This is a genomic window from Streptococcus pneumoniae, assembly GCF_001457635.1.
Taxonomy (GTDB): domain Bacteria; phylum Bacillota; class Bacilli; order Lactobacillales; family Streptococcaceae; genus Streptococcus; species Streptococcus pneumoniae.
Genome location: NZ_LN831051.1, coordinates 1,182,102 through 1,197,524, shown reverse-complemented (window position 1 = coordinate 1,197,524; position 15,423 = coordinate 1,182,102). Strand labels below are relative to the sequence as shown.

20 protein-coding genes and 1 pseudogene are annotated in these 15,423 nt (G+C 41.4%); 1 reads left to right on the top strand and 20 read right to left on the bottom strand.

The genetic code is table 11. The features are described from left to right. Positions 1–45: 45 nt before the first annotated feature. The 15 genes and pseudogenes from AT689_RS06435 to AT689_RS06360 all read right to left on the bottom strand — a co-directional run bounded on the left by AT689_RS06435 (position 46) and on the right by AT689_RS06360 (position 10,313). Positions 46–240 carry a CsbD family protein gene (locus AT689_RS06435; protein WP_000051195.1) on the bottom strand — a complete coding sequence of 65 codons (195 nt, stop codon included), beginning with the start codon at positions 238–240 and terminating at the stop codon, positions 46–48. 100 nt (positions 241–340) lie between these two features. After that, a pseudogene (locus tag AT689_RS11775) lies at positions 341–989 on the bottom strand (DUF1803 domain-containing protein). Continuing rightward, positions 973–1,485: a YiiX/YebB-like N1pC/P60 family cysteine hydrolase gene (locus tag AT689_RS06420; RefSeq protein ID WP_000892258.1), complete on the bottom strand. Its 513-nt coding sequence runs from the start codon at positions 1,483–1,485 to the stop codon at positions 973–975. Before AT689_RS06420 ends, AT689_RS11775 begins: the two are co-directional and overlap by 17 nt. An 85-nt stretch (positions 1,486–1,570) precedes the next feature. Beyond that, positions 1,571–2,506: a manganese-dependent inorganic pyrophosphatase gene (locus tag AT689_RS06415; RefSeq protein WP_000036043.1), complete on the bottom strand. Its 936-nt coding sequence runs from the start codon at positions 2,504–2,506 to the stop codon at positions 1,571–1,573. Between the two features lie 70 nt (positions 2,507–2,576). After that, positions 2,577–2,876 carry a GIY-YIG nuclease family protein gene (locus AT689_RS06410; protein WP_000349602.1) on the bottom strand — a complete coding sequence of 100 codons (300 nt, stop codon included), beginning with the start codon at positions 2,874–2,876 and terminating at the stop codon, positions 2,577–2,579. Further along, the gene (locus AT689_RS06405) at positions 2,866–3,615 is read right to left on the bottom strand and encodes a tRNA1(Val) (adenine(37)-N6)-methyltransferase (protein WP_000390784.1); all 750 of its coding nucleotides are present in this window, start codon (positions 3,613–3,615) and stop codon (positions 2,866–2,868) included. Before AT689_RS06405 ends, AT689_RS06410 begins: the two co-directional genes overlap by 11 nt. A 53-nt stretch (positions 3,616–3,668) precedes the next feature. Further along, positions 3,669–4,028 (bottom strand): S1 RNA-binding domain-containing protein, encoded by a 360-nt coding sequence (locus AT689_RS06400; protein WP_000689596.1) that lies wholly within the window; start codon positions 4,026–4,028, stop codon positions 3,669–3,671. 1 nt (position 4,029) lies between these two features. Further along, entirely contained in the window at positions 4,030–5,430 is a 1,401-nt protein-coding gene (locus AT689_RS06395; RefSeq protein ID WP_000339022.1) for a bifunctional Cof-type HAD-IIB family hydrolase/peptidylprolyl isomerase, read from the bottom strand. Between the two features lie 294 nt (positions 5,431–5,724). Further along, the gene (gene rpsR, locus AT689_RS06390; protein WP_000068664.1) at positions 5,725–5,964 is read right to left on the bottom strand and encodes a 30S ribosomal protein S18; all 240 of its coding nucleotides are present in this window, start codon (positions 5,962–5,964) and stop codon (positions 5,725–5,727) included. 31 nt (positions 5,965–5,995) lie between these two features. Further along, positions 5,996–6,466, bottom strand: a complete 471-nt coding sequence (gene ssbA, locus AT689_RS06385; protein ID WP_000609607.1) for a single-stranded DNA-binding protein SsbA — start codon at positions 6,464–6,466, stop codon at positions 5,996–5,998. 11 nt (positions 6,467–6,477) lie between these two features. After that, positions 6,478–6,768, bottom strand: a complete 291-nt coding sequence (gene rpsF / locus AT689_RS06380; RefSeq protein WP_001151785.1) for a 30S ribosomal protein S6 — start codon at positions 6,766–6,768, stop codon at positions 6,478–6,480. Positions 6,769–6,920: 152 nt separating this feature from the next. Further along, positions 6,921–8,264 carry an asparagine--tRNA ligase gene (asnS, locus tag AT689_RS06375; RefSeq protein ID WP_000167128.1) on the bottom strand — a complete coding sequence of 448 codons (1,344 nt, stop codon included), beginning with the start codon at positions 8,262–8,264 and terminating at the stop codon, positions 6,921–6,923. Between the two features lie 18 nt (positions 8,265–8,282). Continuing rightward, on the bottom strand, positions 8,283–8,648 hold the full coding sequence (locus tag AT689_RS06370) for a VOC family protein (protein WP_000565225.1): 366 nt from the start codon (positions 8,646–8,648) through the stop codon (positions 8,283–8,285). After that, positions 8,641–9,828 carry a pyridoxal phosphate-dependent aminotransferase gene (locus AT689_RS06365; RefSeq protein ID WP_000777782.1) on the bottom strand — a complete coding sequence of 396 codons (1,188 nt, stop codon included), beginning with the start codon at positions 9,826–9,828 and terminating at the stop codon, positions 8,641–8,643. Before AT689_RS06365 ends, AT689_RS06370 begins: the two co-directional genes overlap by 8 nt. Continuing rightward, a complete protein-coding gene (locus AT689_RS06360) occupies positions 9,825–10,313 on the bottom strand; it encodes a cell wall elongation regulator TseB-like domain-containing protein (RefSeq protein WP_000747253.1) in 489 nt (162 codons plus the stop codon). The genes AT689_RS06365 and AT689_RS06360 overlap by 4 nt, the downstream gene beginning before the upstream one ends. A gap of 320 nt (positions 10,314–10,633) precedes the next feature. On the opposite strand from AT689_RS06360, the gene AT689_RS06350 reads away from it, so the two are divergent. Beyond that, positions 10,634–11,182, top strand: coding sequence for an NADPH-dependent FMN reductase (locus AT689_RS06350; protein WP_000039622.1), 549 nt, complete (start codon positions 10,634–10,636; stop codon positions 11,180–11,182). Positions 11,183–11,458: 276 nt separating this feature from the next. Here AT689_RS06350 and yaaA read toward each other — a convergent pair whose 3' ends face one another. From yaaA to yghU, 5 genes are all read right to left on the bottom strand, one after another. Next, the gene (yaaA, locus tag AT689_RS06345) at positions 11,459–12,187 is read right to left on the bottom strand and encodes a peroxide stress protein YaaA (RefSeq protein WP_000697772.1); all 729 of its coding nucleotides are present in this window, start codon (positions 12,185–12,187) and stop codon (positions 11,459–11,461) included. 78 nt (positions 12,188–12,265) lie between these two features. Further along, positions 12,266–12,430, bottom strand: a complete 165-nt coding sequence (locus AT689_RS06340) for a YczI family protein (protein ID WP_000508269.1) — start codon at positions 12,428–12,430, stop codon at positions 12,266–12,268. A 66-nt stretch (positions 12,431–12,496) separates the two neighbouring features. Next, on the bottom strand, positions 12,497–14,092 hold the full coding sequence (locus AT689_RS06335) for a hypothetical protein (RefSeq protein ID WP_000822867.1): 1,596 nt from the start codon (positions 14,090–14,092) through the stop codon (positions 12,497–12,499). 11 nt (positions 14,093–14,103) lie between these two features. Then, positions 14,104–14,514: a peptide deformylase gene (locus AT689_RS06330; protein WP_000412220.1), complete on the bottom strand. Its 411-nt coding sequence runs from the start codon at positions 14,512–14,514 to the stop codon at positions 14,104–14,106. A gap of 115 nt (positions 14,515–14,629) precedes the next feature. Then, on the bottom strand, positions 14,630–15,421 hold the full coding sequence (yghU, locus tag AT689_RS06325) for a glutathione-dependent disulfide-bond oxidoreductase (protein ID WP_001277403.1): 792 nt from the start codon (positions 15,419–15,421) through the stop codon (positions 14,630–14,632). Positions 15,422–15,423 lie beyond the last annotated feature (2 nt).

Here is a 15,423-nt window from a genome sequence, read left to right as displayed (position 1 = left end):
GAATAGAAAAAATCAAGGGAAAATGAAACCCTTGATTTTTTCCTATTATTTAGTAAAAACGTTTTTCAAACCTTCAACGGCACCTTCTACAGCACCTTTTGCGTCTTCTACAACGTCTTTTGCCTTAGCAACTGTTTTTTCAACAGCTCCTTCAAGTTCTGTCTTGCTGTCTCCAGTAACTTTACCAAAACCTTCTTTGACAGCGCCTGTTGCTTGTTCCAATTTGTTTTCAAGTGACATATGATTGTCTCCTTTAGTTTATTCCGATATGTGTTACCGGTTACATATAGTTTATACCGAATACTAAGGAAAGTCAAACAATGTGCTCAGAAACAAGAAATCACGCTAAGTAGAAAGTTAATCTCTCCTTATCAAAATCGATAGCCAACTCATACTTTCTATCTTCATTTTGCACAATATAGCCTAAGACAACCAAACTGTCCACAAAGATATCACGGCATTTCTGCATAAGCTGGTCTTTTTTGAGAAATTTCAACAAAAAAGCCGTCATATACTTGAGTGCATACTCAGGATTAACATCTCCTAAAATGTCATAGAGCTCCTGCTGTTTTTCTGTCAAAGGATACTGCTGTTTGACCTTGTAAAAATAATTGGACAGGGTCATTTTAATGCGCGCAAAGTCCGTCTTTCAACTAAAATAGCTGCATTGATTTGATTGCGCAATTCCGTCTCAAAACTCTGCTCCAACAAGGCTTGATAGACCGGACTAGCTTCTCTGACAAAAATCTCTTGATCCAGTTCAAGACTATCAAGTGATTCAAGCGTAGGAAAATTGAGGTAATAGCGCTTATTTTCACGTAGAATCAAGCTTGCCTTTATATACTCTTCCATGAGTTTATCAACTGCAACATCTGGAAATTGAGCCTTAATTTCCCGTAGAATCACATCCTCATACTGGTCCAGATAGCGGATCAATTCTCCAAAAATGGCTGTCTCGTCAAACGAGATGGATTAAAAATCTGAATCATGAAGATTCCTTTCTTTACATTGTAACAGAGGCGATGCTGCCAACTGACTAGGATTGGTCCCAGCTTGGTTCAGAGGAACAGGCAGACCTAGTTCTATGTAATACTCCCTCCAAAAATCACTAATCTCCTGTTCCCCATCTCCAAATTTCATAGGAATAGTTTCAAAAATAGGTAGGATTTCTGCTATATACTGGGAGCAGTAGAAACCAGCTGCATCTGGATAGAAAGAAGCATTGTAGGGTGCTCCAAGATGTCTGCAAGCTCTTTCCTTCACCGACTGGATATCCATTTCTGGGTAAACATAGAGGTCGTACAAATGATTGGACTCAAAGAAGTCTGCCGGTTCTTGACAGACAACACCAGCCTGTCCACTAGCATGATAAATCATCCCATCCAAATAAATGGCAACATGGCTATAGTTACCTGTGGAAGTCTGGATGGCCTGTCCCATGTCTGACCCATCTCTCACAAAAATCAAATCGCCATTTTCTAACATACTTCACTCCTAGAAAAAAGGAGCCGAAACTCCTTTCGATATAAGGCAAACTAGACTTTCCGATTTTGAGCTGACACCCAAAATCTTACGCATTAAAGCTTTCAGTCAATTGAGGTACCACTTGTTTCTTACGTGAAACGGCACCAGCAAGGAAGGCATGATTGTTTTCAAGTTTGAAGTTGAAAGCCGCTTCGACCTTGTCCATATTGGCACCAAGAGCCAAGATTTCTGAGTTTGAGTTGACGATATCTGTAATCATCAAGACAAAGTCAGAGTAGCCGTTTGATTCGTTGGCAGCTTGCATTGCAGCTTCAATTTCTGCTTGGCGTTCCAAAACTTCAGCGATGTCAACTGTGTTCACTTGGGCAACACGGACATTATTTCCGTTGAGTTCAAAAGTCTTAGCATCGATATCAATCAATTCTTCAGCAGATTTGCTAGCCAAGTTGGTACCAGCTTTCAACATTGCCAAACCATATTCTTCCAAGTTCACACCAGCCAATTCAGCCAATTCAGGAGCAATGATTTTATCTGTTGGGTGTGTTGTTGGTGATTTCAAAAGAAGGGTATCTGAAATCAAACCTGAAAGCATCAAACCTGCAATCTCTTTAGGCACAGCTACACCATGTTCTTTGAACATACGGTAAACGATTGAAGACGCTGATCCAACTGGCTCCAAACGCATGTAAAGTGGGCTTGCAGTTTCAAAGTTAGCCACACGGTGGTGGTCTACAACACCGTAAACTTCTACTTCAGCGATATCTGATACAGATTGTTGGAATTCATTGTGGTCAGTCAAGATAACTTGCTCTGCCCCCTCTGCTTTGGCAGAAGTGATAACACGTGGTGCTTCCACACCAAAATAGTTCAAGACAAAGGCTGTTTCTTCATTTGGAGTTCCAAGGGCAACAGCTTCCGTATCCAAACCGTAAGCTTCTTTTGCAAGGTAGGCAAAAGCTACAGATGACCCGATGGCATCTGAGTCTGGATTTTGGTGACCAAATACTAGAATCTTGGACATGATAATACCTCATTTTGTTTATTTTCTTTATTGTAGCATTTTTTTCGCTTTTTGACAAAGGTAAGAGGAGTCAAAGGACTCCCCACGATTCTTCAAAATAACTGAGTAAATTTCTATCTTGATTTTCAGATAAAAATTCTTCCTTCTGTGGCCTCTTCTTACGCTTGAGAAGAGCTTCAGCCGACATGGCTTCTTCCTTACTGGCAAAACCTTGAGCATAGATAAGTTTGACTGGCAAGCGTGCTCGTGTATATTTGGCTCCCTTCCCACTATTGTGGATAGCGAGGCGTCTTCTCACATCAGTCGTATAGCCTATATAGTAGGATCCATCACGACACTCCAGAACGTACATATAAGCCTTATGATCCATAATAAATCTCTTCGATTTCGGGCGTATAAGAGCCATCATCATTGTGGACAATCAAAGGAGGTAAGACCTTAAAGCCACTTGTTGAGCCATCCTTGATCGCCTCAATCAAAAGCATATTGGCTTCCTTTTCTCTTTTTGGATAAACAAACTGCAGGCGCTTAGGGGCTAGATTATGTCGTTTTAACGTATCCAAAATATCCAGAAGTCGATCAGGACGATGAACCATGGCCAAACGCCCATTAGACTTGAGAATACTCTGGGCACTACGACAGATTTCTTCCAAATTAGTCGTGATTTCGTGTCGAGCCAAGAGATAATGTTCACTCTCGTTCAGATTAGAATAAGGATCCACCTTGAAATAGGGTGGATTACACAAAATCATATCTACCTTACTCCCCTGAATGTGAGCAGGCATATTTTTCAAATCATCGCAGATGACCTGCATTTGCTCCTCTAATCCATTCAAACGGACAGAGCGTTCAGCCATATCCGCCAAACGCTCCTGAATCTCAACAGACAATATCTGTGCTTGAGTACGAGTGCTAGCAAAAAGCCCCACTGCTCCATTCCCAGCACAGAAATCCACAATCAACCCCTTCTTAGGAAAACGTGGAAATCGTGATAAGAGAACACTATCCACCGAATAGCTAAAAACCTCTCTATTTTGAATGATTTTGATATCTGTCGAAAAGAGCTGGTTAATGCGCTCTCCTGATTTTAATAATTGTTCTTCTTCCATGGTCCTATTATAATAAATTTATATTAACATTACAAAAAATATAAAACTCTAAACTACTTCTTCTTTTTTAAATGGTGCAGAGCTTCTCCAGTCCAGATTGGTAGCATTCGTCGAAAGGGAGCAAAACCGTAGTTAAAGCGGTCGCTTGAAAAGCGTCTCCGTCTAGGAAACTGGTACTTTTCTTCCTCCAAAGTGCGGATAGAAAGACTGGCTTTCCCCGTAAATTCATCTAAATCCACTACCTGAACTTGAACCTCTTCATCGACTTTCAAGGTTTCATGAATATTTTCAATAAATCCTGTCCGAATTTCTGAAATGTGAATCAGCCCCGTATCACCCGTCTCTAACTCAACAAAGGCACCGTAGGGCTGAATCCCTGTAATACGCCCCTTTAGCTTATCACCGATTTTCATCTTAGTCCTCGATTTCAATAGTTTCAATTACAACATCTTCAACTGGCTTGTCCATAGCTCCTGTCTCAACAGCAGCAATGGCATCCAAGACAGCGTAAGATGCTTCATCAGCTAACTGACCAAAAACCGTGTGACGGCGGTCTAGGTGAGGTGTCCCACCTTGATTGGCATAGATTTCTGCAATCGGTTCTGGCCAACCACCACGAGTAATTTCTTTCTTCGAATAAGGTAGGTGTTGGTTTTGCACGATAAAGAACTGGCTGCCGTTGGTATTTGGACCAGCATTTGCCATGGAAAGAGCACCACGGATATTGTAAAGCTCTTCTGAGAATTCATCCTCAAAAGATTCGCCGTAGATTGACTCGCCACCCATACCAGTTCCAGTTGGGTCTCCACCTTGGATCATAAAGTCCTTGATAATACGGTGGAAAATGACACCATCATAGTAGCCATCTTTTGAAAGAGATACAAAGTTAGCCACTGTTTTAGGAGCATGTTCAGGGAAAAGCTTGATACGTAAGTCTCCGTGATTGGTCTTAATAGTCGCAAGAAGACCTTCTACTGTTTCAATGTCTACTTGTGGAAAATGCAATTCTTTTTCTACCATACCAAATACTTCTAAGGCATCAAAAATGCCATCTTCTTCTAATGTTTTTGTAATATAATCTGCTTTTTCTTTGATTTTATCATGAGAAATTCCCATGGCAACGCTGATTCCAGCATAATCAAAGAGTTCCAAGTCATTGAGACCATCTCCAAAAACCATGACCTTCTCTGGTTTCAAGCCAAGGTGTTCCACAACCTTTTCCACCCCCGTCGCTTTGGAGCCTGAAATCGGCACAATATCAGACGAATGTTGATGCCAACGAACCATGCGAAGTTTGTCTGAGAGACTGTCAGGCAAGTGCAAGTCATCTCCCTTATCTTCAAAAGTCCACATCTGATAGATATCTTCTTTTTCATGGAAATCGGGATCTACATCTAAGTCGGGATAAATTGGATTGATAGCTTCACTCATCATATCGGTGCGAGTCGACAACTTGGCATCATGACTCCCAACCAAGCCATACTCAATTCCTTCTTGCTTAGCCCAAGAGATATACTCCTCAACATCTGACTTTTCAATCTGATGCTGATAAATGACCTGACCTTTTTTATCTTCGATATAAGCCCCATTCAAAGTTACAAAAAAGTCAGGCTTGAGATCACGAATCTCTGGAACAACACCAAAAATGCCACGTCCAGAGGCGATTCCTGTTAAAATTCCTTTTTCACGCAACTGTTTAAAAACAGTGGGAATTGTAGTTGGAATAAACCCTGTCTTTGAATTCCGCAATGTATCATCAATATCAAAAAAGACAATCTTGATCTTCTTTGCCTTGTATCTTAATTTCGCGTCCATCTCACTACCTCTTTCAATCTAACTCTTTCCATTATATCATAAAGTAGGCAAATCCCCTATTTTCAAAAAGTTTATCATTTTTATTTTAATTTCTTGGATGAGAAAAGAGACATATTTATGAAAAAGCTCCATCGTGCTTTTAATGTGTTCTCTTGTTTTCAAACTCGTAAAAAGGAAGCCACTGAGCCTAACTCGCTCTCTCATTTCAAAGCTTGTGAAAAAAGACCCGTTGGGGTCTTAATTCGCTTTCTTGTTTTCAAGCTCATGAAAAAGAGACCCAACCGGGTCTTTTCTTTAATCTTCGTTTACGAAAGGCATCAAAGCCATTACGCGAGCGCGTTTGATAGCTGTTGTTACTTTACGTTGGTTTTTAGCTGAAGTTCCTGTTACACGACGAGGAAGGATTTTCCCACGTTCTGAAACGAAACGGCTAAGAAGCTCAGTATCTTTGTAATCAACATATTCAATTTTGTTTGCTGCGATGTAATCAACTTTTTTACGGCGTTTGAATCCGCCACGACGTTGTTGAGCCATGTTTTTTCTCCTTTATAAGTTTAGTTGTCCATTAGAATGGTAAATCATCATCTGAAATATCCAATGGGTTTGTTGCTCCAAATGGATTTTCATTACGTGAAAAGTCTGGTACTGAATTTGTAGGTGCTGAATAGTTTGCAGTTGGTGCAGAGTAAGCTCCACCTGTGTGACCCTCACGCACACTACGGCTTTCCAACATTTGGAAATTCTCAGCCACGACCTCTGTCACGTAGACACGTTGTCCTTGCTGGTTATCGTAACTACGAGTCTGGATACGACCTGTCACCCCGATAAGTGAGCCTTTTTTAGCCCAGTTAGCAAGATTTTCAGCCTGTTGGCGCCACATAACGACATTGATAAAATCAGCCTCACGTTCACCATTTTGACTCTTAAATGTACGGTTTACTGCAAGAGTAAAAGTCGCAACTGCTACATTTGATGGGGTATAACGCAACTCAGCGTCACGTGTCATACGCCCTACAAGTACAACATTGTTAATCATAGTTTACCTTCTTACGCGTCAATTTTGACGATCATGTGACGAAGAATGTCAGCGTTGATTTTTGAAAGACGGTCAAACTCTTTAAGAGCTGCATCGTCATTTGCTTCAACGTTAACGATGTGGTAAAGTCCTTCACGGAAATCTTGGATTTCGTATGCAAGACGACGTTTTTCCCAAGTTTTTGATTCAACAACAGTTGCACCGTTGTCAGTCAAAATAGAGTCAAAACGTGCTACCAAAGCGTTTTTAGCTTCTTCTTCAATGTTTGGACGAATGATATAAAGAATTTCGTATTTAGCCATTGATATGTTCCTCCTTTTGGTCTAATGACCCCAAGACTTTGCAAGGGGTAAGTGAGGTTCGCTCACAATAAACTATTATACTAGAAAAAATTTTTTTACGCAAGTAAAAACACTAGAATTCGAAAAAACGCCACATGGGCGTTTTCCTGTTCTTATGGTTTGATACGGTGCAACATACGTGGGAATGGAATAGCTTCACGGATATGTTTTGTTCCTGCTGCGAAGGTTACCATACGTTCGATACCGATACCAAATCCTCCGTGTGGAACTGTACCGTATTTACGAAGGTCAAGGTAGAATTCATATTCTGTACGATCCATGCCAAGTTCATCCATCTTAGCGACAAGGGCATCGTAATCTTCCTCACGCATAGACCCACCGATAATTTCTCCATAGCCTTCTGGAGCAAGCAAGTCTGCACAAAGCACGCGCTCTGGATTTCCAGGAACTGGTTTCATGTAGAAAGCCTTGATGGCTGCTGGATAGTTCATGACAAATGTTGGCACACCAAAGTGGTTTGAAATCCAAGTTTCGTGTGGTGACCCAAAGTCATCACCATGCTCAAGATGCTCGTAGTCAGCATCTTCATCATTTTCATGCTCTTGCAAGAGGTCAATGGCTTGATCGTAAGTGATACGTTTGAATGGCTCTGCAATGTAGCGTTTCAAGAGTTCTGTATCACGTTCCAAGGTTTCCAAGGCTTGAGGCGCGCGGTCAAGAACACCTTGTAGAAGAGCTTTCACATAAGCTTCTTGCAAGTCAAGCGACTCATCATGTGTCAAGTATGAGTACTCAGCATCCATCATCCAGAACTCAGTCAAGTGACGGCGTGTTTTTGATTTTTCAGCACGGAAAACTGGACCAAAGTCAAAGACACGACCAAGAGCCATAGCCCCTGCTTCTAGGTAAAGTTGACCTGATTGGCTCAAGTAGGCTGGCGTTCCGAAGTAGTCAGTTTCAAAGAGTTCTGTAGAATCTTCTGCCGCATTTCCTGAAAGAATTGGGCTGTCAAACTTCATAAAACCGTTCTTGTCAAAGAACTCATAAGTTGCATAGATAATAGCGTTACGGATTTGCAACACAGCTACTTGCTTACGAGAGCGTAGCCACAAGTGACGGTTATCCATCAAAAAGTCTGTTCCGTGTTCTTTTGGTGTGATTGGGTAGTCTTGAGATTCACCGATCACTTCGATGTCTGTGATGTCCAACTCATAGCCAAATTTAGAACGTTCGTCCTCTTTGACAATACCTGTCACATAAACAGACGTTTCTTGGCTCAAGCGTTTGATAACATCAAACTTCTCAAGTCCCACTTCTTCACCAAATTTTTCGACAAAGTTTGGTTTAAAAGCCACACCTTGAAAGAAGGCTGTTCCATCACGCAATTGTAAGAAAGCGATTTTCCCTTTTCCTGATTTGTTGGCAACCCAAGCGCCAATCGTCACTTCTTGACCAATATAGTCTTTTACATCAATAATCGTTACACGTTTTGTCATTATTTTTCCTTTTCTTTTTTATTCTTTATGGCAAACCACCTCTATATTGTTCCCATCCAGGTCAATCATAAAAGCAGCATAATAAATCGGATGCTCACTTCGATAACCAGGAACCCCATTGTCTCGCCCACCTGCCTCTAAGCCAGCCTCATAACAAGCCTGAACTTCTTCCTTATTTTCTGCTAAAAAAGCAAAATGAACAGGATCTTGTGTTCCCTGAGTCAGCCAAAAATCACCACCAGGATGAGGGCTGTTCGGGGATAGAAAACTAATTAGAGAACTAGTCTTAAAAGCCATTTTATAGTCCAAAGGAGCGAGAAAACTCCTATAAAATCCTTCTGAAATTTGTAAATCCTTTACCTTAATCTCAAAATGATCAATCATTCTCACTACCCATAAATGCTTTCAAGCGTTCGACTGCTTCTTTAAGCGTGTCTAGGTCTGTCGCATAGCTGAGGCGGACATTTTCTGGTGCTCCAAATCCAGCTCCTGTTACCAAGGCCACTTCGGCTTCTTCTAAGATAGCAGTTGTAAAGTCTGTCACATCCGTGTAGCCTTTCATCTCCATGGCCTTTTTGACATTTGGGAAGAGATAGAAGGCCCCTTGCGGTTTGACCACTTCAAATCCTGGCACCTCTGCAAGGAGGGGATAGATAGTATTAAGACGTTCCTCAAAGGCCTGACGCATGCTTTCTACAGTATCTTGCTCACCTGATAGAGCCTCAACTGCTGCATATTGGGCTACTGCTGACGGATTCGAAGTTGTTTGACCTGCAATCTTGGACATGGCAGCGATAATGTCTGCTTCTCCAACGGCATAACCAATCCGCCAACCAGTCATGGCATAGGTTTTAGACACACCATTGATGACCACTGTTTGCTTGCGAATCGCTTCCGATAGGCTAGAAATCGGTGTGAACTCATGACCATTATAAACCAAGCGGCCATAGATATCATCTGCTAGGATGAGAATATCATTTTCTACAGCCCAGTTTCCAATTGCCAAGAGTTCCTCACGGGTGTAAATCATACCTGTGGGATTAGATGGCGAATTCAGCACCAAAACCTTGGTCTTGTCAGTGCGAGCTGCTTCTAACTGATCTACGGTCACCTTAAAGTGATTGTCTTCCTTAGTAGAAACAAAGACGGGAACGCCTTCTGCCATCTTGACCTGATCTCCATAGCTAACCCAGTATGGGGTTGGGATGATGACTTCATCACCTGGATTGACCACAGCCATAAAGAAGGTATAGAGAGAATATTTGGCTCCCGCAGCGACTGTCACTTGATTTGACGCTACAGAATAGCCGTAAAAGCGCTCAAAGTAGCTATTGACCGCCGCCTTAAGCTCTGGCAGACCTGAGGTTACTGTATAAAAAGAAGCACGCCCATCTCGAATCGATGCAATGGCGGCATCTTGGATATTTTTGGGAGTAGTGAAATCTGGCTCACCCAAGGTTAGAGACAAAATATCTCTGCCCTCAGCCTTCAGTGCTTTGGCACGGGCTCCAGCAGCCAAAGTCACACTTTCTTCCATTTCTAAAACACGGTTGGATAATTTCATAGGCCCTCCTTGTTGACCAATGCTCCTGTTTCAAAATCTACTAGATAAAAATCAGATCCTGACTTGACTTCCCAGATTGGCTTATCTTGATAACGACCAAAGATAATCTTGTCAATTTCGCCAGCTCCCTTTTCCTTAGAAACCGTTTCTGCTTTTTCTTGTGAAACACCCTGATTTAGCTGATAAACGTAAATCTTATGATCATCTTTTCCAATCAGAACAGCAAGTGCTTCTTGCTGTTTATTACGACCAAGAACGCTGTAATAAGATTCCAAGCCATTGTATAAATCAACCTGATCGGCCTGCTCTAATCCTGCATACTGCTGAGCTAATTTTTCTCCTTCACTTTTAGCTGTTTGATAGGGTTTCATGCTAAGAGAAACCATATACAGAAAGGAAGCACTGATAACCACAAACAAAATCGTCATCCCTAGACCATACTGCCACAGTAGATTATTTTTTGCTTTGTTTTGTCTTTTTTTCACTCGTCTATTTTACCATCTATTAAGCTTTATTACAAGTGAATATAAGAATACTCTTCGAAAATCTCTTCAAACCACGTCAGCTTTATCTGCAACCTCAAAGCTGTGCTTTGAGCAACCAATTCTATTTCTCCCTTCAAACAAAACCGATTTTGAAAGTGAAACAGTTCTTACTTTTTCAGTCACAAATGACTAGAGTTTCCGAAATTTTACAATTTTCAAATAAACTCTGAGCAAATTTCTTGCAAGTTCTTTTGTTTTGTTGTAATATATTTTATAACAACGAGAGAGTTCTCGAAATTTTAAGAAAAAGGAGACACATCATGTCTAAAAAAGTATTATTTATCGTCGGATCACTACGTCAAGGTTCTTTCAACCACCAAATGGCGCTCGAAGCTGAGAAAGCACTTGCTGGTAAAGCGGAAGTTAGCTACCTTGATTATTCAGCCCTTCCTCTCTTCAGCCAAGATTTGGAAGTTCCAACACATCCAGCTGTAGCTGCTGCTCGTGAAGCAGTTCTCGTTGCGGATGCTATCTGGATTTTCTCTCCAGTCTACAACTTCTCTATCCCTGGTACAGTGAAAAACTTGCTTGACTGGCTATATCGTGCCCTTGACTTGTCTGATACACGTGGCGTTTCTGCCCTTCAAGACAAGTTTGTCACAGTATCATCTGTAGCCAATGCAGGGCACGATCAACTTTTCGCTATCTACAAAGACCTCTTGCCATTTATCCGTACACAAGGCGTTGGTGATTTCACTGCTGCACGTGTTAATGACTCTGCCTGGGCAGACGGAAAATTGGTTCTTGAAGAAACAGTCCTAAACTCACTTGAAAAACAAGCTCAAGACTTGGTCGAAGCTATCAAGTAACTAACACTCAATAAAAATCAAAAAGCAAACTAGGAAGCTAGCCGCAAGCTACTCAAAGCACTGCTTTGAGGTTGTAGATAGAACTGACGAAGTCAGTAACATATATACGGTAAGGCGACACTGACGTGGCTTGAAGAGATTTTCGAAGAGTATAACATAATAAAAGCGAACAAGACTACTTTTCTGACACTCAGAAGACTAGCTTGTTCGCTTTTTTCTCATTTATAAACTAAAATAGCTGATGATACATATTGCCAAATACAAAATATCTGATTTCTATACTTCCTTTACAAAAACCAATCCCTGTGGTTGTGACAAATCTTCTCGGTAAACAAATCCAGCAAAGTTCAAGCGACGTGCTTCCCCCACAGTTTGTACTTGATTTTCTATTAAAGCTGTTAGAAAGGCCCCGCGCGCTTTCTTGGAGATAGTTGAGTGAATCTTCAGCTGACCGCCTCTATCCTCCATGAATTTTAAGGTCACCATCTTTGCTCTGATTTCCTTAGAAAATACAGTCTCAAACTCTGATGACAAGAGAGAGAAAATCACTTCTTCCTTCTTCAGAGTTTCATCATAGGCTGCCTTCCAATGGCTCTTCAAAGTCTTACCAGCGACTTTTAATTTCATCAAAAAATCCAAACGGTGAGGAGCCATGGGTGACAAGACTGGAACAACACCGTACAAAGCCGAGGTAATGAAAACATGATTTTCAAGATAATCTTGTTCCGCCTCGGTCAGCTTATCTCTCTTAATGTTGCGGTACATAAGCCCATCAAAAAGTTTCAAGGCTGGATAGTGTTGAGCAGTTTGCCTTTTCAAAGCTTGGATATTTTGAAATTCTTCCGCCGCTTTCTCAGCTGATACCTTGTAGAAACTCTCCAATTGACTGGCAGAATAGAGAGCCAAGGCATCAAGCACGGCCTGACTTTCTGGTTTTAAAGGAATTGCCTCGATACTTGGCAAGTCTGTGTTCATTTCTTTTGCTGTTGGGATTAAAATTTTCATATTGATAGTGTAGCATATTTTTTAGCCACAACCAAGAAATTCATTTGAAAAACCTCGGTTTGACCGAGGTTTTTCTATTTATTTGGGCCATCCTAACCAGACAGCCACGAGAACAAGGGCTGTGCCAGCTAAACTTGTTAAGATAGATAAGAATTTATCTTTTTTCTCCTTGAACTGAGAAAAACCTATCTTCAAAGCGAGCAGTCCGAGTAGCATTGAAGCAACCATCAAATAAAAACCCATTTCTTTGTCCTCCATTAGGCTTAATTTACCTTATTATAACATATACTTTCTGAAAAAAACCTATTTTTACCGTAGCTTAAAGGTCTTGAGATAATTGTCTTTTCCTACTTGACCTTCGAAGGTTTTACCATTTTCAAGGTAAGGAAGGTCATCGGATACTGAAGCCTTGACCTTGTATATCTTGCCATCAACTTTAAAGAAGTAGACAGTGTCTCCCTTGATAACAGCTGATTTGAGGTCTGCTACTACTCCATTGATGCTTTCTGTCGTTGCATTGTCAATTTCAAGGTCGTTTTTATTGGCATACTTGCTGAGCATCTCTTCCACTGTAGTAGCAACGATAACATTTTGGTACTCGACTGCGTCTACCAGGGCGTACTCTTTGACCAAGCCAGCATTGTCCTTCAAGCCCATGATGTAGAGAGGCTTGTCATTGAGGTTGATGAGGATTGGGAAGGTTGCTTTGTAGGATTTCTCCTGAACAGCACCTTCTGCTGATTCACGGGCTGATTCTTCTGTCGCAGAAGCCAAGCTATACTTAGTGATTTCTCCTGTTCGCATATTTTCAAGGATGAAACCAAGATTACTCTCATCCGCATTAGCCGACGTCACACCTGTGTAGAGATAGATGTCATTACCGATAGACAAGTAATTATAGCCATTGGTAGTCTGGGTCACGTTTTTCTTGGAAATCATGGCATTCAAGAAACCGTCCTTGTACTTGCCGTTGTAGTTGATTTGCTCAATGGTTTCCTCTGCTGGATAGATCCTGTCCACCCATTCTGGAACATCTGATAAGCTGTATTCCTTGGTTTCTCCATTTGTAGCATCCAAGATAATGACTGAAGCAGGACGAGGAACAGCAAGTCCAAATTGCTTTTGGTAAACCGTTGCTACATAGAAAGGATTGCCCTCATCGTCCACCTCAAAAGATGGAGTTTTAAAGATTTTGGTCGGGTACTTCAAGCGCAGGTGACGTTTGACATCACGGTTAAAATACTCCGAGTCTGAATACTTGATTGGTGTCTTCAAGTCCACCAAATCCGCATTTCCAGTTACCATGTCCACCTTAATATACTCACCGATTCCCTTGGCTTGATTGTTAAACCATTTGATAGGGTCTGCATATTCTAGTGGTGTGACCCGATAAGGTTTCCCATCAATTGTCAATTGGGTATAGGTATCTGCCGCTACGTATTGCGACACCTTATCGGTTAGGGAACCCAAGTAGCGGTCTCCAATTTTTTCAGCAGTACTTCTATCTAGGATAGGAACCTTACTGGTGTCACTCTTAGGAAATTCAGTAAAGTCTTTTTCCGTAACCGTGACTACATTGGCATAATTTTTAGCCTGAAACATGCTGGAAGTTACCAAGGAAACCAAAGCTGCCAAGAGAAGAATTCCTCCAATCGAAGCTAACAGAATTTTCCCTAACCGATTGATTTTGAAACCCTCAAGATTTAAGGCAGCTTCCGCCTTACCGTGGCGCACATGAACCGTTTTGACAAGGTTTATCCCCTTGCCAAAGCCAAATAATATTGCCACAACTAACAAATGCCCACAGAGGAAGAAGAGAAATTCCCAGCTGGTCAGGTTAAGGGGCGGTAAAAAGATATACCAGGTCGTTGCGATAAAAATAAGTTCAAAGACTATTCGTTTCATTTGCTTTCCTCCTAAATGATTCGTCCTTCCAAGTGATCCAGCTCATGCTGGCAAATCTGAGCTGGGAAGCCTGTCAAGGTAATGGTCTGTTCCTGCCACTTGCTGTCACGATAGGCAAGCCTTATGGTTTCATAACGCTTAGTTGATCTCACACCTACCAAGGACAAACAGCCTTCTTCTGCCTCATAGGATCCTTCAAAGGACAGAAGCACTGGGTTAAACATGACCACAGGAACCAAGCCAAGATTAAAGATAATCACGCGCTTCTGCACCCCAATCATATTGGCAGCTAGACCAACACAGGTATCACGATTTGCTAAGAGTGTATCCTGCAAATCTCTGGCAAGATAAAGGTCCTCCTGACTTGCCGGCTGAGACACTTGAGATAAAAATAAGATATCCTTCACAATTTTCTTTTCCACTTCCTCACACTCCTCTTGCTTTTTACTATATTATAGCAATTATAGCACAAAAGCCGATAACTGCAAACCCTTTCCCTCAACTGTAGCAAAAAGCCATCCGAAGATGACTTTTTTGCTATTTAATTTCTGTATAAGTTACTTCCAATCCACGCTTAACAGCTGGACGATTGGCAATTTTTTCTGCCCATTTTACTAGATTTTGATAACTTGAGGCATCCAAGAATTTTGCAGAACCTTGGTAAAGATTTCCTTGAACTAACTGTCCATACCAAGACCAGATAGCAATATCTGCAATCGTATAGTCATTGCCTGCAATATAAGGTTTCTGAGCCAATTCCTTATCCAATAAATCCAACTGGCGTTTCACTTCCATCGTAAAACGGTTAATAGGATATTCCAATTTTTCAGGAGCATAATTGAAGAAATGTCCAAATCCCCCACCTAGAAAAGGTGCTGCACCTGCTTGCCAGAATAGCCAATTCAAAACTTCTACCTTTTCCACAGGATTACTTGGTAAAAAGGCTCCAAATTTCTCAGCAAGGTAAAGAAGAATATGAGCAGACTCAAAGACTCTTACGTTTTCAGTACCTGACTGGTCCAATAAGGCTGGAATCTTGGAATTTGGATTGAGCTTCACAAAGTCTGAGCCGAATTGATCCCCATCCATGATAGCAATCTTATACAAGTCGTAAGCCGCTTCCTTAAAACCAGCTTCTAGTAATTCTTCCAATAAGATAGTAACCTTCACACCATTTGGTGTTCCCAGTGAATAAAGCTGAAAAGCTTGTTCTCCTTTTGGCAAGTTTTGTTCGAAACGGGCACCTGCTGTTGGTCTGTTTAGCCCCGTAAAAGCTCCTTGATTACTAGCTTCATCCTGCCATACGGTCGGTAATTGATATGCTGACATCC